Annotated in this window: 21 protein-coding genes; 15 read left to right on the top strand and 6 right to left on the bottom strand. The window is 52.7% G+C overall.

Features of this window, described 5'->3' with window-relative positions; genetic code table 11:
- Positions 1–51: 51 nt before the first annotated feature.
- Both HNQ92_RS01380 and HNQ92_RS01375 read right to left on the bottom strand, forming a co-directional pair.
- A complete protein-coding gene (locus HNQ92_RS01380; RefSeq protein WP_184169781.1) occupies positions 52–441 on the bottom strand; it encodes a thiol-disulfide oxidoreductase DCC family protein in 390 nt (129 codons plus the stop codon).
- Positions 441–3,329, bottom strand: coding sequence for a T9SS type B sorting domain-containing protein (locus HNQ92_RS01375; RefSeq protein WP_184169778.1), 2,889 nt, complete (start codon positions 3,327–3,329; stop codon positions 441–443). The genes HNQ92_RS01380 and HNQ92_RS01375 overlap by 1 nt, the downstream gene beginning before the upstream one ends.
- Positions 3,330–3,629: 300 nt before the next feature.
- On the opposite strand from HNQ92_RS01375, the gene HNQ92_RS01370 reads away from it, so the two are divergent.
- From HNQ92_RS01370 to HNQ92_RS01360, 3 genes are all read left to right on the top strand, one after another.
- The gene (locus tag HNQ92_RS01370) at positions 3,630–4,424 is read left to right on the top strand and encodes a succinate dehydrogenase cytochrome b subunit (RefSeq protein WP_184169775.1); all 795 of its coding nucleotides are present in this window, start codon (positions 3,630–3,632) and stop codon (positions 4,422–4,424) included.
- Positions 4,425–4,454: 30 nt separating this feature from the next.
- Entirely contained in the window at positions 4,455–6,443 is a 1,989-nt protein-coding gene (locus HNQ92_RS01365; RefSeq protein ID WP_184169772.1) for a fumarate reductase/succinate dehydrogenase flavoprotein subunit, read from the top strand.
- Positions 6,444–6,524: 81 nt separating this feature from the next.
- Entirely contained in the window at positions 6,525–7,277 is a 753-nt protein-coding gene (locus HNQ92_RS01360; RefSeq protein WP_221307374.1) for a succinate dehydrogenase/fumarate reductase iron-sulfur subunit, read from the top strand.
- Between the two features lie 115 nt (positions 7,278–7,392).
- Here HNQ92_RS01360 and HNQ92_RS01355 read toward each other — a convergent pair whose 3' ends face one another.
- Both HNQ92_RS01355 and HNQ92_RS01350 read right to left on the bottom strand, forming a co-directional pair.
- Entirely contained in the window at positions 7,393–8,022 is a 630-nt protein-coding gene (locus tag HNQ92_RS01355) for an OmpH family outer membrane protein (RefSeq protein WP_184169766.1), read from the bottom strand.
- A 119-nt stretch (positions 8,023–8,141) separates the two neighbouring features.
- Complete coding sequence (locus HNQ92_RS01350; RefSeq protein ID WP_184169763.1) at positions 8,142–8,870, bottom strand: copper homeostasis protein CutC; 729 nt, start codon at positions 8,868–8,870, stop codon at positions 8,142–8,144.
- Positions 8,871–9,211: 341 nt separating this feature from the next.
- Between HNQ92_RS01350 and HNQ92_RS01345 the strand changes: the two genes are divergently transcribed.
- The 8 genes from HNQ92_RS01345 (at position 9,212) to HNQ92_RS01310 (ending at position 17,065) form a co-directional block, all read left to right on the top strand.
- On the top strand, positions 9,212–9,433 hold the full coding sequence (locus tag HNQ92_RS01345) for a DUF2795 domain-containing protein (RefSeq protein WP_132122348.1): 222 nt from the start codon (positions 9,212–9,214) through the stop codon (positions 9,431–9,433).
- A 692-nt stretch (positions 9,434–10,125) separates the two neighbouring features.
- A complete protein-coding gene (locus tag HNQ92_RS01340; RefSeq protein ID WP_184171741.1) occupies positions 10,126–10,767 on the top strand; it encodes an AlbA family DNA-binding domain-containing protein in 642 nt (213 codons plus the stop codon).
- 391 nt (positions 10,768–11,158) lie between these two features.
- Entirely contained in the window at positions 11,159–12,910 is a 1,752-nt protein-coding gene (locus HNQ92_RS01335; protein ID WP_184169760.1) for a tetratricopeptide repeat protein, read from the top strand.
- Entirely contained in the window at positions 12,900–13,706 is an 807-nt protein-coding gene (gene lolB1, locus HNQ92_RS01330) for a lipoprotein insertase outer membrane protein LolB1 (RefSeq protein ID WP_184169757.1), read from the top strand. Before HNQ92_RS01335 ends, lolB1 begins: the two co-directional genes overlap by 11 nt.
- 143 nt (positions 13,707–13,849) lie before the next feature.
- Entirely contained in the window at positions 13,850–15,142 is a 1,293-nt protein-coding gene (locus tag HNQ92_RS01325) for a murein hydrolase activator EnvC family protein (RefSeq protein WP_246439425.1), read from the top strand.
- Between the two features lie 56 nt (positions 15,143–15,198).
- A complete protein-coding gene (gene panB / locus HNQ92_RS01320) occupies positions 15,199–16,020 on the top strand; it encodes a 3-methyl-2-oxobutanoate hydroxymethyltransferase (RefSeq protein ID WP_184169751.1) in 822 nt (273 codons plus the stop codon).
- Between the two features lies 1 nt (position 16,021).
- On the top strand, positions 16,022–16,753 hold the full coding sequence (locus HNQ92_RS01315) for an RluA family pseudouridine synthase (protein WP_184169748.1): 732 nt from the start codon (positions 16,022–16,024) through the stop codon (positions 16,751–16,753).
- A 6-nt stretch (positions 16,754–16,759) separates the two neighbouring features.
- Positions 16,760–17,065 carry a DUF6787 family protein gene (locus tag HNQ92_RS01310; protein WP_184169745.1) on the top strand — a complete coding sequence of 102 codons (306 nt, stop codon included), beginning with the start codon at positions 16,760–16,762 and terminating at the stop codon, positions 17,063–17,065.
- Positions 17,066–17,163: 98 nt separating this feature from the next.
- Here the strand turns inward: HNQ92_RS01310 and HNQ92_RS01305 are convergent, their stop codons facing one another.
- Positions 17,164–17,328 (bottom strand): hypothetical protein, encoded by a 165-nt coding sequence (locus HNQ92_RS01305; RefSeq protein WP_184169742.1) that lies wholly within the window; start codon positions 17,326–17,328, stop codon positions 17,164–17,166.
- Between the two features lie 259 nt (positions 17,329–17,587).
- Here HNQ92_RS01305 and mutL point away from each other — a divergent pair, with 259 nt between their 5' ends.
- The 4 genes from mutL (at position 17,588) to dxs (ending at position 23,266) form a co-directional block, all read left to right on the top strand.
- Complete coding sequence (gene mutL, locus HNQ92_RS01300) at positions 17,588–19,477, top strand: DNA mismatch repair endonuclease MutL (protein ID WP_184169738.1); 1,890 nt, start codon at positions 17,588–17,590, stop codon at positions 19,475–19,477.
- A gap of 60 nt (positions 19,478–19,537) precedes the next feature.
- Positions 19,538–20,323 (top strand): rhomboid family intramembrane serine protease, encoded by a 786-nt coding sequence (locus tag HNQ92_RS01295; protein WP_184169734.1) that lies wholly within the window; start codon positions 19,538–19,540, stop codon positions 20,321–20,323.
- A 3-nt stretch (positions 20,324–20,326) separates the two neighbouring features.
- Positions 20,327–21,244: a rhomboid family protein gene (locus HNQ92_RS01290; RefSeq protein WP_184169731.1), complete on the top strand. Its 918-nt coding sequence runs from the start codon at positions 20,327–20,329 to the stop codon at positions 21,242–21,244.
- A gap of 93 nt (positions 21,245–21,337) precedes the next feature.
- Positions 21,338–23,266, top strand: a complete 1,929-nt coding sequence (gene dxs / locus HNQ92_RS01285) for a 1-deoxy-D-xylulose-5-phosphate synthase (protein ID WP_184169728.1) — start codon at positions 21,338–21,340, stop codon at positions 23,264–23,266.
- 139 nt (positions 23,267–23,405) lie between these two features.
- Here the strand turns inward: dxs and HNQ92_RS01280 are convergent, their stop codons facing one another.
- The gene (locus tag HNQ92_RS01280; RefSeq protein ID WP_184169725.1) at positions 23,406–24,461 is read right to left on the bottom strand and encodes a hemin-degrading factor; all 1,056 of its coding nucleotides are present in this window, start codon (positions 24,459–24,461) and stop codon (positions 23,406–23,408) included.
- Positions 24,462–24,481: the final 20 nt, after the last annotated feature.

The following is a 24,481-nucleotide window of genomic DNA, read 5'->3' as shown; positions in this document are numbered from 1 at the left end:
CTGAGCCGGGCTACAAAGTAAGCGATTAGGTTCGAAAGTCGAAAAATTTAGTCACAAGAAGCGCGCCCGCAGCGAAGGAGTAGGTAGCCTACACGCCTCCCTTTTGCCAAACCAGGCGTAGCGGTGGCGGGCTACCCAGGTGTAGAGCGCATCCCGCACGAAGCGAGGAACGATCCTGAAAACCAAAAGTACCTTCCAGGGCCAGCCCAGGTACCTGAGCACGGCCAGCGCCGCCTCCGATCGTTGAAATAGCCGGTTGCCTTCCAGAAAAAGAAAACTCTCGTAAGCCTGGGTACTTAGGCCATGACGCCGAAGTACCTCCTGCCCAAAGTCCGACTGCAGGGAAGCAAATTGCAACTGCTGCTCCTTGTCGTGCTCAATCAGAAAATTGACCGCTCCGTTGCAGAGATTACACACGCCATCAAAGAGCACCACCTTCATTAGCGTAGGAGTTGTATCCAGCCTTTGACCGCCAGCGGCTGCGCGTTCCGCCGTACGGATTCAAACTGCACCACGGCTTCGTAGAAGTACTGCCCGGCGGCCAGGTCTTGTCCGGCAGAATTCTTGCCGTCCCAGTTGATACTCACGTCCGTCGTTTCAAATACCTTGGTACCCCAGCGATTGTATACCCTAAACACGATCGACTCCACGAAGCTGGGGCAGCGGAACGGCCGGAATACGTCGTTCTTGCCGTCGCCGTTGGGCGTAAAGACGTTAGGTAGCGTGAACTGCGGACAGTTGTCCTTACAGACCAGGTTGCTGGGGTCGCTCTCGTTGCCGTAGCGGTTTACGGCCGTCACGTAGTAGCAGCCCGCAAAGGAGCTGAGCCCCGTATGAGCGTAGGTAGTAGCGGGCGGCGTGGGTGGTGGCAGGATGGACGTCAGCAGCGCACCCTCTTCGTCGTCATAGCGGGCGTAGTATATATTATAGGATACCACATTGGGGTCACAATCGTCCCCCTGGGCATTTTGCGCCGGATATTCCCACGACAGGTTGTTGGTAAAGGTACTTTGGTCACAGAAAGCGTCAGGCTGTAGCTCGCTGCAATTGAGCGTGTCGATGGAAAGTACCGGCGGGCAGGGCCGGATGGTATCCAGCGGGGTCACGCAGATGATCTGCGAGAAGTTATACAGCAGCGCGGGCCGAATGCGGTCGTTGTCGTAGGTACCTACGGTTTCTACTTTGTAGCAGTAGGTCGAGTCAGCGGAGAGCGTAATGGTAGCAACGCCATCGGCCGCAAAGCGGTCGGTTCCGTCGTCCAGGTAGGTGAAAGTCTCCGGACCCAGCACCGCCACCTCCGCGATCTGATTGAAGGTACCTGGGCGCGCGCGGTCTTCGCGGTATACGCGGTGCCGCTGGTTGTTGTTGCTCCAGGGTACGATGGCCGTCCAGTCAAGCCGGATCTGGCGCGACTCGGCCGCTCCCTGCTCCAGCCTTACGCTGCTGGCGGGCTCCGTCTCATCAAACTTAACGAGCGCGTTGTTGTTGGTGTAGTAGTAGTCGAGCCGGTAGCGGTAGGCATTCTGAACGGTATTAAGCCCACGATCCACAAAGAGCGTATCGGGCGCGCCAGGGGTCAGATTGGTCGTAATGGTGGTAACGAGGGTAAAATCCGTACCGTTCAAGCCAGTAGCCCGGAATAGTCGGTACTGGTAGGGCCCGTCGCTGGGGGTAGGTACCACGCCGATGGGGCGCGTCCATTTTACCGTAATGACACCCTGCGTCGCGCTGGTGGAGTCGACGGTGACGTTGGTAATAACCGGCATCAACAGGGGTAGGTCTGCGCAGAATTCATCCGACACCAGGCTCCTTCCGCCCCCGTTCAAGCGGTTGAGCTCGGTGGGGCTGGCTCCCGGACGCGGGAACTCCACCACCAAACGGTAGCTATACCTCACCCCTCTTCGTAGTCCTTGCCCGTTGTTGGTATCGATGTAAGACGTCTCTCCCACGCCCACGCGCCCTACCTCCTGGTAGCCCAGGCCCGCGGGCATGCCCGTCTGGCAGGGATCCGCTACAAAGTCCGTACAGCCTTCTCTGCGATAGATCACAATCTGTGCACCAGGAATCTGGCACTGGTAGGAACTCCAGCTCACCCGGAAGGCCCGCCCCGATGCATCGGCCGCTGGCTCCGTCCGGACATTCTGTGGTTTGGGGCCATAAACCCGAATACGAAGCGTTTTGATGTCAACGAGCTTTCGGAAGAGCGAAGGGTTAGGGGTACCTGGTCCCGGATTATCTTCTACTTTAAAGAGTACTTCGTAAGGTTCGAGCCGGATATGATTACAACCCGTTTGCCAACGGAAGAGTCCCGTAGCTACCCCAGCGCTAGCTGGATTCAACGCAAAAGTAGCCAAGGCGGCTGGCACCAAGCTCGCCTGGTACACCCCACCGTTAGTCGTCAAGGTCAAAGGGTTGCCGTTTCGGTCGGTAGCTCGGATGGTTTGCTGAATCAAGCTACCCGCTTCCACACATAGATCCGGCAGCGGGTCAAGGTCCGGTCGGTCGTTATTCGACTCCACCACGATGATCTGCATATCCCGCACAATCTCCCCGATCTTCACGCCATTCCGCCATTCTTCCACCACAAAGGCTACGTTGTAATAGCCCGGAATGGAAGGAGCATCCCAGATCAAATCGCCCGTGATGGGGTTGATGGAGAAAGTGGCGGGCGTACCGCCATCCTCACGCGGCCCTACCGGCTGCACTTGGTTAGGGTCTACGTACTGAAGATTCTGGCCATTGCCCCGCGTAGTACCCTGCTGCGGTACCACCGGCCTATAAGACAGGCTGTCGCCATCGGCATCAAAAGCGTTGGGGTTATGGATGTAGCGCTGCCCTACCGCTGCCAGGTCGATGGGCGCATTGAGCAGCACCGGCGTGCGGTTCTGGCCCAGGCTCTCGTTGATCACCAGGGTACTTTGTACGTAGAAGTTTAGCTCCTGCGTAGGCGGCGGGCCAATGTTGAGCACGCTGTTGTTCCGGTTGTCAAGCCGCACGGAGATCCGGAAGCGACCCGGTGCCGAAAACGTATAAACAAAGGTATACTCGTTGCGCGTGGTGTTGTTGCCAATATTAGGATACGGAATTTTTCGTTCCACCCGGATCGGGCCCGTATCTCCCACGAAAAATTGTACATCTACCTGCGCTTCGGAAGCGGCGGGGCCATTCTGAATATCAAAGTACCCCGTGAAGGTGATTTCGTAGGTCAGGGAGGTGGTGGAGATTCGCTTGGCGGTGATCTCCCCCGCCCGCACGTGCGTAGCCGCTGCCCGTTGGCCAATCAGAAGTAGTAAAAAAACAAAGAATATATAGCGTACCAGTGGGCGCATAGAGTATGAAGGCTTAATGGTTTTTATAATATAGTTGGAACGAAAAATACGCAAAAAAAGGTGTGCTTTTAGCCGGTAAAAGTAAATTGACTCCTTTAGGCCCCCTCTTTAGTATCTGCATTCTGCAAACCAAACAAATTTTTTACACATGCTGTTAGGCTATCAGAAACTTAAAATCATTATAAATTGATTCGTTAGGAACAAATTTGAAATCTTGTGTTGTGTCGGATTCGTTTGTCATGTACCTTTGAAAGGTTCTAATTGTCCCATTTTTTGCACATTAAACTACCGCTGTTTGCTATGTCGTGGCTAACACAAACGTTGTCGAGTTCCATTGGAAAAAAGCTCGTGATGGCCCTTACGGGTCTTTTTTTAACTAGTTTTCTGGCCGTACACGTAGCTGGAAATTTACAATTATTTAACGCGGATGAAGGATTGGCGTTCAACCTGTATACGGTGTTCATGACCACCAGCCCCATTATCAAAACCATTTCGTACGGTTTATATGCTTTTATTCTGATTCACGCTTTTCAGGGGTTTTACCTGGCTTACCAAAACCGTCAGGCGCGTGGTAAGGTAACCTACTCGAAAGTAGACAACCAAAGTACCTGGGCCAGCCGTAACATGGCGCTGCTGGGTACCGTCCTGCTGGTGTTCATCGTGGTGCACATGGCGCAGTTTTGGTATGACTACAAGTTTGGGCAGCTCCCCTTCAAAAAGTACACCATTGAGCTCGCCGAAGGCAAAATCGTCAATACGGAAACCATGCCCGAGGGCTACATGCTCAAAAGCAAACTGGAAGAACAGCTCAGTGATGACCAAAAAACGAAGACCATTATTGTCAAAGACCTTTACATGATCGTGGACCGGGCTTTTGCCAATCTGCCCTTGGTACTTTTGTACGTGCTATCCATGGTGGCCGTTTCGTACCACCTGGTGCATGGCTTCCGAAGTGCCTTCCAGACGCTGGGCATCAACCATCCTAAGTACAACCCGCTGCTCGACTTCCTGGGAGTATGGGTATTTGGCATCATTATTCCGGCGGCGTTTGCGGCCATGCCGGTCTACTTCTACATCATGCACCTTTTGCACTAAACTCATTCTGATTCATTAACTCGTCTAGATATGGCAACTTCATCTCGCCTAAACGCCAAGATTCCCGAAGGACCGCTTCAGGATAAATGGACTAAATATCGTTCTTCCGTACCTCTGGTAAACCCTTCCAACAAGCGACGCCTGGAAGTGATTGTGGTAGGTACCGGCCTGGCCGGGGCTTCGGCGGCCGCTACGCTGGCGGAGCTGGGCTATAAGGTAAAAGCGTTTTGCTTTCAGGATTCTCCGCGCCGGGCGCACTCCATTGCCGCCCAGGGGGGAATCAACGCCGCCAAGAACTACCAAAACGACGGCGACTCCATTTACCGGCTCTTCTATGATACCGTCAAAGGCGGCGACTACCGTTCCCGCGAGGCCAACGTCTACCGCCTGGCCGAAGTATCAGGTAGCATCATTGACCAGTGCGTAGCGCAGGGGGTACCTTTCGCCCGCGAATACGGCGGATTGCTCTCCAACCGCTCCTTTGGGGGGGTACAGGTACAACGTACCTTCTACGCCGCCGGTCAGACGGGCCAGCAGCTACTACTGGGAGCTTACTCGGCCCTGGAGCGCCAGGTAGGCATGGGAACGGTACAGATGTACACCCGCCACGAAATGCTCGACGTAGTGGTAATCGACGGAAAATGCCAGGGCGTAATTGTTCGTAACCTGGTTACGGGCGAAATAGAACGCCACGCCGGGCACGCCGTATTACTTTGCTCCGGGGGCTACGGCAACGTATTTTACCTCTCCACCAACGCCATGGGTTGCAACGTTACGGCCGCCTGGAAAGCACACAAGCGGGGGGCGTTTTTCGGGAATCCCTGCTTCACACAGATCCACCCTACCTGTATTCCGGTTTCGAGCGAGCATCAGTCTAAGCTAACGCTGATGTCCGAATCGCTTCGGAACGACGGGCGGATCTGGGTACCTAAGAAAAAGGACGACACGCGCAATCCCAGCCAAATCCTGGAAGAGGAACGCGACTACTACCTTGAGCGCCGCTACCCGGCCTTTGGTAACCTGGTACCTCGTGACATCGCTTCGCGAGCGGCTAAAGAGCGCTGCGACGCGGGCTACGGCGTTGGCCCTTCCAAAATGGCCGTATACCTGGATTATTCTTCGGCCATTGAGCGCTACGGCCGGGCCGAAGCCAACAAGAACAACATTCATAGCCCTACCGACGAGCAGGTACGTGCTTTGGGCAAGGCGGTCGTTAAAGAGAAGTACGGGAACCTGTTTGACATGTACAAGCAAATTACCGGCGAAGACCCTTACGAAGTACCTATGCGCATCTACCCGGCAGTACACTACACAATGGGAGGCTTGTGGGTGGACTATAATTTAATGACCACCGTGCCGGGCTTGTACGCCCTGGGCGAGGCTAATTTCTCCGACCACGGCGCCAACCGCCTGGGTGCCTCGGCGCTCATGCAGGGCCTGGCCGACGGGTACTTCGTCATTCCCTACACTATTGGATCTTATTTAGCCAACGAGATCCGTACGGGAGCTATCGCTACCAGCCATCCTGCTTTTGAAAAAACGGAGCAGGAAGTAAAGGACCGCATCGAAAAGCTGTTGACCATCAACGGCCATACGTCTCCCGAGCAGTTTCACCGCCGCCTGGGCCACATCATGTGGAACAAGTGCGGGATGGCTCGCAACGAGCAAGGTCTGCGGGAGGCCATCGAGGAAATACGTACCCTGCGTCAGGAATTCTGGCAGGATGTGCGGGTGATGGGTACGGCCAATGAGTACAATCCGGAGCTTGACAAAGCCAGCCGCGTAGCTGACTTCCTCGAACTGGGTGAGCTGATGTGCCTGGATGCGCTCGATCGTAACGAGTCGTGCGGGGGGCACTTCCGGGAAGAGTACCAGACCGAAGAGGGTGAAGCCCTGCGCGACGACGAAAACTATATGTACGTGTCGGCCTGGGAGTACCACAACGACAGCCAGTGGGAGCTTCACAAAGAGGACCTGGAATACGACAACATCAAGATTGCCCAGCGTAGTTATAAATAAGTTAGAAAGGGGGACTTGGGTTATAATCCCCGCTGTTTGTGTTAAAAATCTTCAAATAGTAAAACTATGTCAGCTGATAATATGCACCTCACCCTGAAGGTGTGGAGACAAAAAAATAATGATTCAGAAGGACGCTTTGAAACCTACGAGCTGGACGGTATTTCTTCGGACATGTCGTTTCTTGAAATGTTTGACGTACTGAACGAAAAGCTGATTGCCGAAAACAAAGAGCCCGTTGCCTTTGATCACGACTGCCGCGAGGGTATTTGTGGGATGTGCTCGATGTACATCAATGGTCGCCCGCACGGGCCTTTGCAGGGCGTAGCTACTTGCCAGCTCCACATGCGCTCGTTCAACGATGGCGATACTATTGTGGTAGAGCCGTGGCGGGCGGTGGCGTTTCCGGTAATAAAAGACCTAGTGGTGAGCCGCACGGCCTTCGACCGGATCGTCGCTTCGGGCGGGTTTGTGTCGGTCAATACCGGCAATGCCCAGGACGCCAACAGCCTGCCCGTGCCCAAGGAAGCCGCCGACCACGCCTTTATGGCCGCGGCCTGTATCGGGTGCGGTGCCTGCGTTGCTGCATGTAAAAACTCTTCGGCCATGCTTTTCGTGTCCGCCAAAATTTCGCAGCTGGCTTTGCTTCCCCAGGGGCAGGCCGAACGGAAGATCCGCGCGGAGAAAATGGTGGCTCAAATGGATACCGAAGGATTTGGTGCTTGTACCAATACCGGCGCTTGCTCGGCCGAGTGCCCTAAGGAGATCAGCATGGAGAACATCGCCCGCATGAACCGCGAGTACCTGGGCGCGAAGCTCACCTCAAGCGCCGTGTAAGAAGGTACTTTATCGCATCCTATTTTATTCTTAAGCGCTGAGGGCGTCCCAGATTCTGGGACGCCCTCAGCGCTATACAGGCAGAAAGGCTATTTCACCTACCGCCGCCGACTTTTTATTTCTTTTTGGTAGTATCTTTAGTAGAAGCTGCCGATTTTTCGTTCTTGGCTTTGTATTCGCTGTTAAGTCCCTCAATCATTTTCTGCGTAATATTAAGCGTCGAATCAGCGAACAAAATACCTCCTCCCGTTGAATAGCCTAATACGTATTCGTAGTTATTTTCCCGGTTGTATTTTTTGATATACGACTGAATGGATTCGTAGAGTTCCTGGTTCTTTTCGGCTTCTTCCTGCGCCAACGATTGGGCGGAGCGGTCGCGGTAAGCAATCAGATCCTGCTGCTTTTTGGTTAGCTGCGCCTCCGTAGAGCGGGCCTGGTCCAGGGTCATGGTCTGAGCCCGTTGCTGAAAGAACGCAATTTCATTTTCCAGGGAGCGCCCGCGGGTAGTGAGATCATTCTCAAGCTGGTAACGCTTATTTTCTAACGATTTACGAGTATCCTCAAAATAGTCGTAATTCTTCAACAGCGAATCTACCTGTACGTACACAATGCGCCGACCCGCCACGCTGGTGGAATCGGAGCCGGTAAAGGTACCTGGCTTGCTGCCCGAAAAATGTAAAAAAAACAGAACGATGACGGCCACCGTCAACACAATGTTCCAGATCAGGGAGGTATTATTATTCACGAGTAGGATTTGGTTTTGTAAAAGTTCAACAAACGAGGCGCAAATATAATAATTTGTGTTTCAAGGCCTATACCTACTCCGATTAATTTCGTCCGTGTAGGAGAAGCCACTTCCTGTTACTAGCGTACCGCTTCCACGAGCTCCCGCAGCGACTCGAGCTTACTGTACAAGATACTGCGTTCGTCAGGTACCTCGCCGGCCATGGAAATACCCGCCGGAAAATACTGCTGCCTACCGGGCCGAAAGGCCTTGCCCGTCAGGTGCAGGGCCTGAATACCCGTAGCGGCCAGTTGCGCGGCATTTCCGGCGTTGACGCCACCACCGGCCATAATCTCGATCCGGCCCGAAGCCGCTATTACCAACTGCCGCAGTACGTCAAGGCCTTCGGGTGCCGAAGCGCGCTGGCCCGACGTCAAGATACGCTCCGCACCCGCTTCAATGACCCGCTCAAGGGCTTCCAGCGGATCGGGCGTCAGGTCAAAGGCCCGGTGGAAAGTCACCCCCAGCGGCTGGGCGTAGTCGATCAACGCCCGGGTACGGACTACATCCACCTGTCCTTGCGCCGTCAATACACCCAACACCACGCCATCAGCGCCGTACTTTTTGGCTACGTCGATGTCCCGACGTATCACTTCTTCTTCCAGCGCATCGTATACAAAATCCCCGCCCCGCGGCCGAACCATGACGTAGAGGGCGAGCTCAACGCGCTCACGTACCAGCCCAATAAGCCCCGCGCTGGGCGTAGTACCGCCTTCTCCTAATCCACCACATAGCTCCACCCGGTGAGCCCCCGCCGCCTGGGCGTTCAGGCAAGACTCGAGGGAATACGCACATACTTCTACTTGCATACGTTCCGTCCAAAAATTAAAAGGAGAGCAAATTACTAAACAATCTGGAATGTATGGTCTTTATACTACGTAGAACAATTGGCTACTCCGGACCAAATAAAGTACCTCTTTCGCCTCAGTCGGGGTACTTTGATGGCCCGTAGCTGAGCTATTTTTTTTAAAGAAGAGAAATTATTATTTATATAAATACTTAAAAAACAGACTATTACATATTCATAGAAAAAAAATGGATACTAGCAAAAATTTTTTTTGAAAAATCGTGTTAAAGATTATCAAGAGAGGCATTTTTTTTTACTTTTGCACTCCAAAAAAATCGTATCATTTAATCGGAACGAATAACTATGTACTGGACACTTGAACTCGCATCGTACCTGGAAGATGCTCCCTGGCCAGCTACCAAAGATGAGCTAATTGACTTTGCCATCCGTACTGGAGCGCCCTTGGAGGTAGTAGAAAACCTTCAGGAGCTGGAAGACGACGGCCAGCCTTATGAAAGCATCGAGGAGATATGGCCCGACTACCCTACCAAAGAAGATTTTTTCTTTAACGAAGACGAATATTGATCCAGAAGCGGTACCCACAAAGGTGCCGCTTTTGGATTTAGGGTATTTTGGGGGCTACCCATTCTGAGCGCCGCTCGCTTTTCGTGCCGCTGCCGGGGAGTACTCACGCAGCCATTGGCCTTGGCGTTCCTTGATCAGGCATCCGCGGAGGTACCTATCTGCCCCTTCTTTTCCTGGGTAGTTTTGACTAAATGTCATACTCGGAAGTACCTTCTACAAAAGGCCGTGGGCTCGTACAACCGTCGGTAGGTATCCTCTCCAAAATACTACCCCCTTCTACGCTACGTTCATGTCTGCTCCGCAGCTTGTAAGTAGTACCTACTTCCAATGGAAGTGCGCTAAATAAGTACTTACACGGTCGCAGGGCTGCTATGGTACCTGACCAGCCATCCCTTACATTCATCAGTCTGTGCTTGTGAAGAAAGTAAAAAGCCTTCCGGCTCATGAAAGGTACCTACCAGCGAGGTACGGGGCAGCATTTCCGCGAAAGGCATAACCAGAATGGCCAATTGACCTCGTGCCCCTAACTCCCTTCTAAATAAGGCGACACTGGCTCTTTTTGGAAAACGTTTTGGTAGCAATTTTTGTTAGTAAAAAGTACCTATGGTATTTTTTGAATAGAGAGAAATACCTATCTTGTAACAAGTATAAGCTTCTACACACTTCAGACTTACGCTCCGGCGCTCCGAATGATGGACTTAAGAATGCTTAAAGAGTTGGTCAGACAAGGGGAGGGTCAGCACTTGGAATTCAAGCTGAAGGCCAACCATCCTGACCGGATTGTCCGTGAAATTGTAGCTTTTGCTAACTCCGGCGGGGGTAAGCTACTGATTGGCGTGGGAGATGATAAAACCATTAAAGGCCTAAAATACGCGGACGAAGATGAGTTTATGCTCGTAAGAGCCATTGAAAAATACTGCACGCCTACCATCGGGTACCGTATTGAAAAAGTACCGGTGTCGGGAGATCGCGAGGTACTTGTATTTTACGTTCCGCGTAGCCCCGACAAACCCCATTACGTCAAGGATGTACTTGGCAAGCAACGCGCCTACGTGCGGGTAGCTGATAAGTCGGTGCAAGCCAGCTGGGAAATGCGCGAAATCATGCGTCGAGCCCGCAAAGAGCGTGACGTACGCTTCAGCTACGGCGAGAAAGAGCGTAAGCTCATGCAGCTGCTCGACGAAAAAAGCAGCGTAACCGTAGACTCTTACGCTACTACGGCCGGAATCCCCCGCAACCTGGCCTCGCGTACGCTGGTAATGCTGGTGCTGGCCAACGTGCTGGAAGTACACCCCGACGAAGTGCTCGATCGCTTCACGATGGCTATGGCTTGAGCAGCAGGTACCTTTGCATATTACCTGAAGGCCTCGGTAAGCTCGAATAAAACCTATGAAGCTACTTGAAGGCCTTATTGAAGCGGATCTCCGTACCCCAAAAATGGTTTTCCTTCTTTCGGCCTTCGCCTATAGCAGGTAAGGCCTAGCATACCTGGACGCCCTTAAAAGTACCTTCTTCCTAGCCAGGGTAGTTACTTCTGAACTACCTACCCTACCCTTTACCTTTGGCGTAAGTACCTTTTCAAACAATAATCTAGTACTTTTGTAGTTAAAAGAGACAGTTTGGCTCGTACAGGTACCTGACTATTTAAAGCGAAAAATCTATATTTGTTTAGTCATTTAATAATGACCGACCTGCATAGCAATGAGATCGGTAAACAGCAAGAATATGAGGATAGTGTGGTTAAAATCGGCTTTGTGGGTCGGCTTATTTATTGCGGCTATCAACGCAGATCCTGCTTTTGCCCAGCGCCGAAGCAAGGCAAAGGCTCCGGAAAAAGATAAAAGTACCTCTACCGGTTTTCGGTTGGAAGAGGAAAGCATGGCGGCCGAAGGCATGAAATACATGATGATGGACGAGCCGGCGCGGGCCCTTCCTATTTTTGAGAAGCTGGTCAAGCAAAGCCCTGGCGATGCCGCCGGGCATTTTCTCGTAGCTAATGCCCTGGTTAAGCTGGATCGTCCTGCCGAAGCCATTGAGCCCCTACGCCAGGCCAATGGCCTGGACAAATCCAACCGATTCTACGCCCAGCAACTAGCCGAACTCTACGCCAGGCAGCGTAAGTACGCGGAGGCCATTCCGCTCTACGAAGCGTTGTTGGCGCGCGATCCTTCCAACATCCAGTACGGCATTGAGCTCGCAGCGGTGTACGTCTTCAACGATCAGTTTGACAAAGCCATCGCGACCTACGACCAAATGGAAAAATCGCTGGGTGTGACCGAGGAAATAACGCACCAAAAACAGCAGCTATACCTCCGGCAAAATAAACTGGACAAAGCCATTGAAGAAGCGCGCAAGCTAATCACGGCCGAACCCAGCGAAGTAGACTACCGCGTGGAATTTGCCGAATTGTTGATGGCTAACGACCGTATCGACGAAGCCATAGTACCCTTGCAGGAAGCCCTGCGTCTCAATCCCGACGAAGCCCAGGCCCACGTGCTACTGGCCGACATTTACCGCCGCAAAGGGGACGTAGCCAAATGCAACCAGGAGCTTAAAATTGTGTTCTCGAACCCCAACCTGGACGCCGAGCCCAAGATCAGGGTACTTTCAGGGTACCTCTCCATGCTGGCCACCGAGCAGGACCGCGACGAGGCCCTGGCCCTGGCCAAGCAGCTGACCGACACCCATCCCGGCGAATCGCGCGCCCATGTACTCTATGCCGACCTGCTGGTGCAGCGTGGCCGCAAAGCCGAAGCACGCGACCAGTACCGGATGGCCGCGCAGCTGGATGGCTCCGTCTTCGAAATATGGGGGGCTATTTTGCAGCTGGATGGGGAACTGAATCAAATCGACAGCCTCATCGCGCATTCCGAAGAGGCCTTGGAAATGTTTCCTAACCAGGGTATGTTCTGGTACTCCAACGGCTCGGCCCACCTGGTAAAGCGCAACTACAAGAAAGCCGTTTCGTCTCTGGAAGAAAGCCGCAAGCTCATTAACGATAATCCCGAGATCATCCCCGTCATCAATGCCCAGCTGGGTGATGCCTACAATGGCCTGGGCGACTATGCGAAATCGGATGCTTCCTATGATCTGGCCCTGAAGGCGGACCCCAACAATGATCACGTGCTGAATAATTACAGCTATTTCCTGTCGCTTCGTAAGGAAAAACTCGACCTGGCCCTGCAGATGTCCGAACGGCTCGTTCAACGCCACAAAGACAACGCTACCTTTCTGGATACGTACGCCTGGGTACTTTACATTCGTAAAGAATACGGCAAAGCGAAACAGTACCTCGAAAAGGCCGTTCAGGCGTCTGAAAACGTGAGCGGCACCATTGTTGAGCATTATGGCGACGTACTTTTTAAGCTGGGCGAGCGCGAAAAAGCCGTAGAGCAATGGAAAAAGGCCAAAACTATGGGAGAAACCAGTGATCAACTCGACAAAAAAATTGCAACCGGTACGCTTCATGAACAGTAGAACTGCCGCGTGGCTGATTGTCATTGGTTTTTTTTGGCTCGCTTCTTGCCATAAACCCCGAACCAAAAGCCGGGATAGGTATTCCCAATCCGACACGGCTCGCACCGCCTTTTCCGATTCCCTGCTGGCACATTCGGCCATTGAAGAGATTGACTTTGACTACCTCACCGCCAAATCCAAATTCTCTTTTAAGAGCCGTTCTCAGAATATCGACAACGCCAACGTAAACATTCGCATCAAAAAAGACAGCCTCATCTGGCTGTCGGTAACGGGGGTGGGGCTGGAAGTAGCGCGGGGAATCATTACACCCGACTCGATTGTTTTCATGGATAAATTTCATAAGGAATACTACGTCTTTAGCTACGCGCAGCTTAGCCAACAGTTTAAGTTCGACCTTAACTTTCCCCTCCTTCAGTCGCTCATTGTGGGCAATCTGCCCATCCCACGGGACGACGAGCAGAAATTTCGCCGCGAAAAGGATTTTCTGCTGCTTCGCCAAAACCAGGGACGCATCCTGGTCGATAACTACATAGGTACCAAAAACCGTAAGCTCAAACGCCTTACGGCCGTTGAGCAACCCACCCGAAATACCCTCAACCTCGACTACGAAGATTTTACGCAGTTGAACAACTACCTGTTTCCGTACACCAGCCTGCTCACCCTGGACGTGCAGTCAGAAAAAGATCAGCAGTACTACCAGACTGTCATCCGGATCAAACACAGCAGGGTCGAACTGGCAGAAAACCCCCTCAGCTTCCCGTTCAGTATTCCAGCGAGCTATAAAAGAAAGTTGTAAAGCGGGAATACCTCCCTGGGGTTAGGGCTAAAACGCGAAGTCTGTTTAACTTTGTGGGATATACCGGGATCGTTATTCCTCCAAGAATCATTGTTATGCGTCTACCATCTGCTTTCTATCGAAGTTTTTTACTACTACTACTTTTGATAGCCGGTACGGGCGTGGGCGCGTGGGCGCAGAAAAGCCGCCAACAGCTGGAGCGCGAAAAGCGCCAAAATCAGGAGAAAATGAAGGAGATTCAGGGTATCCTGAAAGAAACGTCTTCCCAAAAAAATGTGAGTGTTGGCCAGCTCCGGGCGCTCAATCAACAAATAACGACCCAGAAAAAACAGATCGACCTGCTTTCGGACGACCTCAAACTACTCGACGTTGAGCTTCGTAATCTGGAAAAAGCCCGGCGCGAGCTAGCCAATGATCTTTCCAAGCTCAAGAAAGAGTACGGACAGATGATCTACGAGGCCTCCAAGCGCAATGCTTACCTCAATCAGCTCATTTTTCTGTTTTCGTCCTCTACGTTTAATCAATTTGTGCTCCGTTATAAGTACCTCAAGCAGTATACCGACGCGCGCCAGCAGCAGGTGAAGCAGATGGAGGAGGTACAGCGGCAGCTAGTAGCCAAGCGGGAACGCATTACGGCTAAGCAAAAACAACAACAAACCGTACTGGCTACGCGCGTGGGGGAAGCCCAAAAGCTGGAAGGCCTGAAAGCCAAGCAGGACGAGGTAGTCAACGAGTTATCCCAAAAAGAATCGCAGCTCCGGGCCGAGCTCACCGCCAGCCGTCGGGCGGCTAACCAACTAGAAGCAAACATTCGGCGGCTGGTAGAACGCGAAATGCGCGAGCGCGCCGAGCGGGAGCGCCGGGAACGGGAAGCTCGTGAAAGAGCCGAACGCGAGCGGTTAGCCCGGGAGAAAGCCGAGCGGGAAAGAGCGGCCAAGGCCGGTGAGGAGCCCGTCATTGTGGAGACGGCACCCGTCGAAAAAGCCCCCAGCTCGGGCGGGATGACCGACGAGGAGGTAGCCTTAGCCTCTTCCTTTATGGCCTCCCAGGCACGGCTTCCCTGGCCCGTGAAAGGCTTCGTGTCGGACCATTTCGGGCGCAAGGCGCACCCGGTGCTGAAGGGAGTTACGGTAGATAACCTGGGCATTGATATCCAAACCAGCGCGGGAGAGTCGGTGCGGGCCGTGTACGACGGGGTGGTACTTGACGTGACGGACGTACCCGGCATGAACAACGTGGTGGCCATTCAGCACGGCGACTACATGACGATTTACGCCAAGATGCAGAATGTGTCGGTGAAAACCGGGCAAAAGGTAAAAGCCCGGGAGACCATCGGGAGCGTGGCTACCGACGGAGAAGGTACTTCGGAGCTTCAATTTCAGATCTGGAAAAACACCACCCGCCTCAACCCCGAGCAGTGGCTTTTGCGGCGATGAAGTGCAGTAGGTACCTTGGTTGATCATTCATTTGTTTACTATTATTCCCAGAGGTCATGTCTGTACATTCTTCCCCCGATATAAAGCGCGTCACGACGCACATCATCCAGGAGATGAAAAATCGTGGTGAAAAAATATCCTGCCTCACGGCATACGACTACTCCATGGCCGCCATCGTAGACGCCGCCGGGATCGAGCTGATCCTGGTGGGTGACTCGGCCTCCAACGTCATGGCCGGGCACGAAACTACTCTGCCTATCACCCTGGACCAGATGATCTACCATGCTTCTTCGGTGGTACGGGCGGTGAAGCGGGCGCTGGTTGTGGTAGACCTCCCCTTTGGGTCCTACCAGGGCAACTCGGAGGAAGCTCTCCGCTCGGCGATCCGGATCATGAAGGAATCAGGAGCGCACGCCGTGAAGCTGGAAGGTGGCCTGGAGGTAAAAGAGTCGATTACGCGCATCCTGAGTGCGGGGGTACCTGTCATGGGGCATTTGGGACTTACGCCCCAATCCATCTATAAGTTTGGTACCTATACCGTACGTGCCAAGGAAGAAATTGAAGCCCATAAGCTACTCGAAGATGCTCAGATGCTCGATGAAGTAGGGTGTTTCTCGGTGGTGTTGGAAAAAATTCCGGCGGCCCTGACCCGACAGGTCTCTGAGCGTATCAGCATTCCTACCATTGGTATTGGGGCCGGTCCCCACGCCGATGGGCAGATCCTGGTCCTGCACGACGTACTTGGTATTACCAAAACCTTTAAGCCTCGCTTTCTGCGGCGCTACGCCGACCTACACACGGTGATGTCCGAGGCGATCTCGAGCTACGCCCGAGACGTAAAAAATGAATCCTTTCCTACTGATAAGGAATCCTACTGATATGGCAAAGAAACCCTTTCAGGTTATCTACGAAGATAACCACATTATAGTCGTCAATAAAGAACCTGGGGTACTTGTGCAGGGCGATAGCACGGGCGATGTATGCCTGCTGGATATGCTCAAGGACTATATTAAAGTCCAATATGAAAAACCCGGTGCCGTATTTTTGGGCACCGTACACCGCCTCGACCGCCCCGTGAGTGGCCTGGTAGTCTTTGCGCGCACGTCCAAAGCCCTGGAGCGGATGAACGAGCTGTTTCGCAAGCGCGATGTTCAGAAAACCTACTGGGCCGTGGTGCGTCAGCGGCCTCCTCATAGCAAGGGCAAGCTGGTACACTGGCTGTCCAAAGACGAAAAACGCAACGTCACGACCGCCCATGACTATGAGCAGCCCGGTACCCAGCGCGCCGAGCTTACGTACCGGGTGCTGGGCGAAATCAACAAGTTTCACCTGCTGGAGGTACATCCCATCACGGGGCGCCCCCACCAGATCCGGGTGCAGCTAGCCAGCATGGGCTGCCCGATCCGGGGTGATGTAAAATATGGGTACCCTAAGGCCAATATGGATGCCAGCATCAATCTCCACGCCCGCCGCCTGTACTTTGAGCACCCGGTCCGGAAAGAGCCCCTCATCTGCAAAGCGGGGGTACCTGCTAATCCGTTTTGGGAAGAATTTCTTTCCCTGGATCCGGAAGAAATTAAGGACGATACCATGGGCTTTCTTTACGAATAAGTACCCATGTGGGAAAAACTTAAAGTACGGTGGAATGTACGCAGTGGCTGGGATGTGTTCATCATCCTGCTGGTGTTTGCCTGCACAGGCTCTTCCATCATGTACATCAAGCAGGTACTTTTTGGCTGGGTAGGCCTCACCGCTGATACCCCGGCCTGGATCCGGTGGACGGCCAATATCCTCATCATCCTTCCGCTGTATCAGGTCGTTCTCCTGGTGTGGGGATGGCTCTTTGGGAAGTTTCGTTTTTTCTGGGAATTCGAGAAGCGCATGTTTTCCCGCATCGGGGGGCTGTTCAGAAAAAGTACCTAACCAAGCGCTACCCGGCCACCAAGTAGCGCTTTCCTGGTGTCATTCTACTTAAAGGTAAATTCTCTGGGTACGTGAGCCCTCCGGCTGGAGCTGGTCCGTTAAAGTTCCAGGTCGAGCCACATCCGCTGCGCCATTTTCTCCACCATATTGACAACACCTTGCACCGCGCCAAACACAATGCATAGCGGTAGGATTACCGGCAAAAAGATAAGCCATTGCAAGGCCATCGTAGCGTTAAACTTTTTCAGAAGGGGCATTTTCATCTTAGCGGGGTCTTAGAGAGTAAGTATACGTCGATCAGCTTCTTAGCACGGTTAGCAACTTTTTTCGGCTTCAAAGGCTTCCAAAATATGGCAGGTACCTATTCGGCTGATTTCTGTCATAAATCAAAAATAATGTTTATTTAATTATATAACAAACAATAGGCCATTTTCTTGTTTACGGTTGACTAAAAACTCGCTGATCAAATAAATAAAAAGTCGTTAATTTGTTTTACGTTGACTCCAATCACTCAGGCTACGCATGACTACCGCTGATATTATCCATTTGCTACCCGACTCTATTGCCAACCAAATCGCGGCGGGAGAGGTAGTGCAACGCCCGGCCTCGGTGGTGAAGGAACTACTCGAAAACTCGGTGGATGCCCAGGCGCACCACGTGCAGGTGATCATACGCGACGCCGGCAAAACACTCATCCAGGTGATTGATGACGGCCTGGGGATGTCCGAAACCGACGCCCGCATGTGCTTTGAGCGGCACGCGACTTCAAAAATTCGTAACTCGGACGACCTCTTCCGGATCCGCACCATGGGCTTTCGAGGCGAAGCCCTGGCCTCCATCGCCGCCGTTGCGCAGGTAGAGCTACGCTCGCGCCGGGTAGGTGATGAGCTGGGTACTTTGCTGCGGATCGAAGGGTCTGAAGTGAAGTTTCAGGAGTCCATTGCCACTTTAACGGGCACCAACCTGCTGGTTAAGAATCTTTTCTTTAATGTACCCGCTCGGCGTAATTTCCTTAAAGCGAACTCCGTGGAGATGCGCCACATTCTGGACGAATTTCAACGCATCGCGCTGGCTCATCCCGAGGTAAGTTTCTCGCTTTATCACAACGACGTCGAGATCTTCAACCTATACGCTGGCAAACTGGTACGCCGGATCGTGGATATATTTGGTAAAACCTACCGCGAGCAGCTGGCCTTTTGCCAGGAAGACACCTCCTACATTAGCGTCAGGGGGTACATTGGCAAGCCCGAGTTTGCCCGCAAAACCCGCGGTGAGCAGTTTTTCTTTGTCAACGAAAGGTACATCAAGCACAGCTACCTGCACCACGCGGTCATCAGCGCCTTCGACGGCACCATTCCCGAAGGAAGTCACCCTTTTTACGTACTTTTCATCGAGATCGACCCGTCTCATGTCGATATCAATATTCACCCCACCAAGACGGAAATCAAGTTTGACGACGAGCGCTCGGTCTATGCCATCATCATGGCCGCGGTAAAAAAAGCGGTGGGTGTCTACAACATGACGCCGCCTATCGACTTCGACGATAACATCAATTTCCTGAATCCGCCGCCACGCGCTCAGTCTGCTTCTTCTAACTCGTTGCCGCGCCCGGTGCAGCCCGACTGGGCCGCGCAACCCAAAGCCGACGACTCAGTGCGAAAGCAGGGGAACCTCACCAACTGGAACAAGCTTCTGGAAGGATTGAAAAATGCTCCGGAAGAAGAGCAGGACCAAAAGGAAATGGAGCTGAAAGCCATGCCCGCGCGCCCTACTTTCAAAGAACAGGCGCTTACGGTAGCCAGTAAAGTAAATCACATGGCTTCGGAAGCAATTTCCATTCCGGAGAATGACGCCATTCTTTTTCAGGTACATAACCGCTATATTCTATCTCAGGTCAAAGACGGTGTGATGTTGATTGATCAGAAAGCAGCCTACGAGCGTATTCTGTACGAGCGGTATCGGCTCATGCTTACCAAGCGGAACGGGGCCTGCCAGCAGGTACTTTTCCCCCGCACGGTGCGTTTGTCGGCCGCGGATATGCAAATGGTACGTGATACCAAAAATGAAATTCGTAGCCTGGGCTTTGAATTTGACGAAATGGGCCCCAACGAGCTCGTCGTTCGCGGGGTACCTGCCAATTTGCCCGAGGAAAGCGAGCAGGATTTATTTGAAGAGCTTATCGAACAGCTCAAGCAGAGCTATTCTGATCTGAAACTCAACAAGCCAGATAGCCTGTCGCGCTCACTGGCACGCCGTTTTTCTTCCCGCTACATCATCAAGCTTTCCCTGCTCGAAATGCACATCCTGATCGAGCAACTTTTTGCTTCTTCCGACCCTAACCGAACGCCAGGCGGTGATCCTATTATTGTGATGCTCACCCTAGATCGGATCGGATCATTGTTTAAGCGATAAAAGAAACGAAACCCGTACCAAAACAGTTACTCTTTATATTCATTACTAGCTAAACTATTCATGTTTTCTTTAACGCCCGTAGTTCGTAACTTACTGATACTAAATGTAGCTTTTTTTCTAGTAGATATATACGTAATTAACCTGACTCCGGGCTTTGCACTGCGTTCGTTTATGTCGCCGGCATTTATGCCCTACCAATTTGTCACGTACATGTTTCTGCACGGCAATTTTGGGCACTTGCTGAGCAACATGTTCGGGCTATTCATATTTGGTCCTCTACTGGAGCGCGTGTGGGGGCCCAAGCGCTTTGTGTTCTTTTATTTTTTTACGGGTATTGGTGCTGGCTTACTTTTTTCTGGTATCAACTATTTTGAAATATCCCAGCTGCGGGAAGCCGCCCAAACCTATACCGCCTACCCTACACCCGACGGCCTGATCGACTTTTTGAGTCAGCACGCCAAGGGCTTTTACCAGGCGAATCTTGACTTTGTGAATCAATTTGAAGAGAATCCCACCAATCCAACGTATATTAAAGACAGCGTAGACTTCGTCAATGCCCTCTATCAAAGGGAGGTAAACATCCCAATGGTAGGGGCGTCAGGGGCAATTTTCGGAATACTGATGGCGTTTGGGTTATTGTTTCCAAACACGGAGCTATTTCTACTATTTTTCCCCTTCCCGATCAAGGCTAAGTATTTTGTTACCTTTTATGGACTTTATGAGTTGTACGCCGGGATTCAAAATGCGCAGTCTGATAATGTAGCACATTTTGCCCACTTGGGGGGAATGCTCTTTGCATTTATAATTTTACAATACTGGAATTCTCAAAGTAAAAAATTTTATTGAGCGATGAGTGGAATTTTTGACGATTTCCGAAGAGAGTTTGATAAATCAGAAAATGCGCTGGTAAAGATTATTCTCATCAATACGGTGATCTTCCTGGCGCTGCTGCTGGCGAAGGTGGTACTTACCCTGGGGGAATCGGGTAATGCGTACGTCTGGCTGGTAGATCTGTTCCGGCTACCTGCCTCTCCTAACGAGTTTATCTACAAACCCTGGACCATCATCACCTATTTCTTTACCCACGAAGAGATTTTCCATATTCTTTTCAATATGCTCTTCCTGTACTGGTTCGGGCGGCTCGTAGATGAGTACCTGGGGGCCAAAAGAATGGTGGCGCTTTATATATTGGGAGGGATTGCTGGCGGTCTTATCTACATGGGTATCTATAACCTGCTGCCGCACTTTCAGGCCGAAGTAGGGGCGTCAAGAATGCTGGGTGCCTCGGCGGCGGCCTTCTCGGTAGCCGTAGGAGCCTCCACCCTGCTACCCAACTACACCTTCAACCTTATTTTTCTGGGTCCCATCCGGATCAAGTACATTGCCTTTTTCTACATCATTCTTTCCCTGGCGCAGTCCATCGGCCCCAACGCGGGCGGTAACCTGGCGCACCTGGGTGGCGCTTTACTAGGGTACGTCTTTATCAAGCTCCTCCAAAGCGGCACCGACCTGGGACGGCCCGTTTACGCCATCATGGGGGGCTGGTCCAACCTGTTCCGCCGCCGCCCTACCATGCGGGTCACCTACCGCGAAAAACAGGTACACCGCAGCGCTACGCTGTATTCGTCCGCAGCTCCGTCGGCCTCCGTAGAAATACCCGACCAGGACGAAATCGATGCGATCCTGGACAAAATATCCAAATCAGGGTACGAAAGCCTCACTAAAGAAGAGAAGCAAAAACTATTTCGGGCCAGCCAGCAAAAATAAGAATTCCCAAAAGCCTCTTATTTTTCTTAACTTTGAACACTTTTTGGTTAGCGCTAGTTTAACCAACACATCTGAAAACCAATAGCAGTGAGTATGCTCATCACGCCCGGAAAACTACTGGCTGAGATTAATTCTCCCGAGGATTTACGCAAACTGGATCGAAGCCAACTTCCTCAGCTTAGCAATGAACTGCGCCAATACATTATTGACAACGTATCCGTCTATGGAGGGCATTTTGGGGCTAGTTTGGGCGTAGTAGAACTTACAGTAGCTCTTCACTACGTGTACAATACGCCCGACGACCAACTGGTATGGGACGTGGGGCACCAGGCCTACGGGCACAAAATACTAACCGGGCGCCGGGATAATTTCAGCACCAACCGGCTGTACGGCGGCCTATCCGGTTTTCCCAAGCGAAAAGAAAGCGTTTACGATACCTTTGGCGTAGGCCATTCTTCTACTTCCATTTCTGCCGCGCTGGGCATGGCCGTGGCATCCACGCGCGAGGGTAACCCCCAGCGGCAGCATATTGCGGTGATTGGCGATGGGGCCATGACGGCCGGGATGGCCTTTGAAGGCATGAATCACGCCGGATCTACGGATTCCAACCTGCTAATTATCCTCAACGATAACTGCATGGCCATCGACCCCAACGTGGGCGCGCTGAAAGAGTACCTCACGGATATCACCACTTCTCATACCTATAATAAGGTACGCGATGAAGTCTGGAATGTGCTGGGTAAGATGAGCCACTTCGGCAAAAGTGCCCAGGAGATTGTCTCTAAGGTAGAAACGGCCCTTAAAGGTGCCCTTTTACGACAAAGCAACCTTTTCGAATCCCTCGGACTCAGGTACTTTGGCCCCATCGACGGCCACGACATTGACCACCTTACCGATGTTCTGAACGACCTGAAAGATATACCGGGGCCCAAACTACTGCATTGCCTTACCGTAAAAGGAAAGGGCTACGGCCCCGCCGAAAAAGACCAAACCAAGTGGCACGCGCCGGGCTTGTTTGATAAAGTGACGGGCGAGATTCAGAAAAAAATCTACGATACGCCCCAAGCGCCTAAGTACCAGGATGTATTTGGCCATACGCTGGTCGAGCTGGCCGAAAAGAACCCGCGCATTGTGGGCGTTACTCCCGCTATGCCGTCGGGTTCGTCGCTAAATATCATGATGAAAGCCATGCCCGAGCGCGCCTTTGACGTCGGCATTGCCGAGCAACATGCCGTTACGTTCTCAGCCGGGATGGCTACGCGCGGGGAGGTGGTGTTCTGCAACATCTACTCTACGTTCATGCAGCGTGCTTATGACCAGGTGATACATGACGTATGCATTCAGGAACTACCCGTGATTTTCTGCCTGGATCGGGCGGGCTTTGCCGGTGCCGATGGCCCCACGCACCACGGGGCTTATGACCTAGCCTACATGCGCTGTATTCCGAACATGATCGTGTCGGCCCCCATGAATGAGCAGGAGCTCCGCAACCTCATGTATACGGCCCAGCTGGAAAAAATCCAGAGGGGCAAACGCGCCTTCACGATCCGGTACCCGCGCGGACAGGGCGTGATGCCCCAGTGGCGCACACCTTTGGAAGAAATTGAAGTAGGGCAGGGACGTAAACTACGTGACGGCGACGAGGCCGCCCTCCTGACCCTGGGGCCCGTGGGTAACTACGCCGCGGAGGCCTGTGATCTCCTGGCCCGGGAAGGGCTCCACATAGCACACTACGACATGCGTTTCGTAAAGCCGCTCGATGAAGCGCTGCTGCACGAGGTATTCCGTAGCTTTGATCGCGTCGTTACCGTAGAAGACGGTTGCCTTCAGGGTGGGTTCGGCAGTGCGGTGCTGGAGTTTATGGCGGAGCATGGGTACGCGTCCCGCGTGAAGCGTCTTGGTATTCCCGACCGGGTGGTGGAGCACGGAGAGCAAAACGAGCTCTACGATGAATGTGGCTTCGATACCGAGGGCATTGCCCAGACGGTACGAGCCCTGGTAGGCGCAGGAATTAACATTTAAAGGTACTTGATAAAGGGTACTTGGCGAGCTATTTCTTTGTGGCTCCTCTCCTACCCTTTTTCTACGCCATGGTAGCATAAGTACCCTAAAAAAGGACCGGCTAACTAGTCGGTCCTTTTCGGTACTATGGCTGATTAACTTAACTTATCTGGAGCGGCGAGGCTGCATTTTGAACAATGGACCGCCAAGCTTCGAGCTCGGGCGAACCGGGCTTGCGCTTGCCAAATACCTGGACGATGATTTCCCCCTGGGCATCGAATAGTTCGAGGGCCGTTACTACTCCATCGACGGTAGGCTTAATGACCACCCACGCTTCGTGAATGGCATCTTCGCGCAGGTGCAGGTTGAACTCAGGGTCGAGTACGTTGAACCAGGGCCCCGTCACGACCAGCTTTTTCACCGGGCCGGTGTGGATCTGGATACAACCGCGGCTTCCTACAAACACCATGATGGGCAATGATGTATCGGCGGCATCCTGAAACACCTGCCGAATCGAAGCAGGATCGAAGCGGTAGGCGTAGCCTTCGGGCGCGTGCCGGAGGGCTTCCTGGCGGGGCAAGCCGTACTTCCGGATAAGCCCAAAGAAATCGTGGGTATCTTGCAGGCCCAGCCATTCTTGCTGAAACGCCGCCAGCTCGGCCTCGTCTTTAGCCGTATAGGCTTCCTCCGTTTCTTGTAAGGGCTGCGTGACGACGGCGGCCTCCTGGTCAGCGGCTTCGTACTTGGCTACCAAAGCCTGGTAGGCGGCGCGGTCGCTCTGCTCGGTGAGGTATATTTTGTGGACGGCTTCGCCATTTTGGTCAAAAAACTGCAGGCTCTGCCGCTCATTTTCGTTCACGGCAAACCCAAAATGCCAGTGGGTCATAAACAGCCGGAGGTCGATGTCTTCGCCCAGCACCAGCCCCACCTGATTCCGAAAAGAGATTTTTTCGTAGGTACCTTTGCGCTCGTGTACCACGTGGTCGTTGCGGGTGAGCGCCATGACATGCCCCAGCTGGGCTACATCCTGAATTACGTCCCGAAAATCGCCCTCCAGCCGCACGACCGACTCGCCAATGCCCGTAGCCAGGAGCTCGGCTTCGGTGGAGTTCAACTGCTTAGCGGCGTCGCGGATACGTACTTTAGGGTTCTGGAGTCTGAACTCATTCCAGGCTTCTTTCAGGCTGGAGCGCTCGGATACGGGGGTCGTTTTCATAGTACTTTATTTTTTAAGGT

Origin of the sequence: Rhabdobacter roseus (genome assembly GCF_014202275.1) — a bacterium.
GTDB classification, from domain to species: domain Bacteria; phylum Bacteroidota; class Bacteroidia; order Cytophagales; family Spirosomataceae; genus Rhabdobacter; species Rhabdobacter roseus.
The sequence above is the reverse complement of the archived record's forward strand: the minus strand, read 5'-3'. Positions and strand labels throughout refer to the sequence as shown.

Coding starts and splice junctions, on each gene's coding strand:
- HNQ92_RS01380 (WP_184169781.1), bottom strand. CDS start 441: ATGAAGGTGGTGCTCTTTGATGGCGTGTGTAATCTCTGCAACGGAGCG.
- HNQ92_RS01375 (WP_184169778.1), bottom strand. CDS start 3,329: ATGCGCCCACTGGTACGCTATATATTCTTTGTTTTTTTACTACTTCTG.
- HNQ92_RS01370 (WP_184169775.1), top strand. CDS start 3,630: ATGTCGTGGCTAACACAAACGTTGTCGAGTTCCATTGGAAAAAAGCTC.
- HNQ92_RS01365 (WP_184169772.1), top strand. CDS start 4,455: ATGGCAACTTCATCTCGCCTAAACGCCAAGATTCCCGAAGGACCGCTT.
- HNQ92_RS01360 (WP_221307374.1), top strand. CDS start 6,525: ATGCACCTCACCCTGAAGGTGTGGAGACAAAAAAATAATGATTCAGAA.
- HNQ92_RS01350 (WP_184169763.1), bottom strand. CDS start 8,870: ATGCAAGTAGAAGTATGTGCGTATTCCCTCGAGTCTTGCCTGAACGCC.
- HNQ92_RS01345 (WP_132122348.1), top strand. CDS start 9,212: ATGTACTGGACACTTGAACTCGCATCGTACCTGGAAGATGCTCCCTGG.
- HNQ92_RS01340 (WP_184171741.1), top strand. CDS start 10,126: ATGGACTTAAGAATGCTTAAAGAGTTGGTCAGACAAGGGGAGGGTCAG.
- HNQ92_RS01335 (WP_184169760.1), top strand. CDS start 11,159: ATGAGGATAGTGTGGTTAAAATCGGCTTTGTGGGTCGGCTTATTTATT.
- lolB1 (WP_184169757.1), top strand. CDS start 12,900: ATGAACAGTAGAACTGCCGCGTGGCTGATTGTCATTGGTTTTTTTTGG.
- panB (WP_184169751.1), top strand. CDS start 15,199: ATGTCTGTACATTCTTCCCCCGATATAAAGCGCGTCACGACGCACATC.
- HNQ92_RS01315 (WP_184169748.1), top strand. CDS start 16,022: ATGGCAAAGAAACCCTTTCAGGTTATCTACGAAGATAACCACATTATA.
- HNQ92_RS01310 (WP_184169745.1), top strand. CDS start 16,760: ATGTGGGAAAAACTTAAAGTACGGTGGAATGTACGCAGTGGCTGGGAT.
- HNQ92_RS01305 (WP_184169742.1), bottom strand. CDS start 17,328: ATGAAAATGCCCCTTCTGAAAAAGTTTAACGCTACGATGGCCTTGCAA.
- mutL (WP_184169738.1), top strand. CDS start 17,588: ATGACTACCGCTGATATTATCCATTTGCTACCCGACTCTATTGCCAAC.
- HNQ92_RS01295 (WP_184169734.1), top strand. CDS start 19,538: ATGTTTTCTTTAACGCCCGTAGTTCGTAACTTACTGATACTAAATGTA.
- HNQ92_RS01290 (WP_184169731.1), top strand. CDS start 20,327: ATGAGTGGAATTTTTGACGATTTCCGAAGAGAGTTTGATAAATCAGAA.
- dxs (WP_184169728.1), top strand. CDS start 21,338: ATGCTCATCACGCCCGGAAAACTACTGGCTGAGATTAATTCTCCCGAG.
- HNQ92_RS01280 (WP_184169725.1), bottom strand. CDS start 24,461: ATGAAAACGACCCCCGTATCCGAGCGCTCCAGCCTGAAAGAAGCCTGG.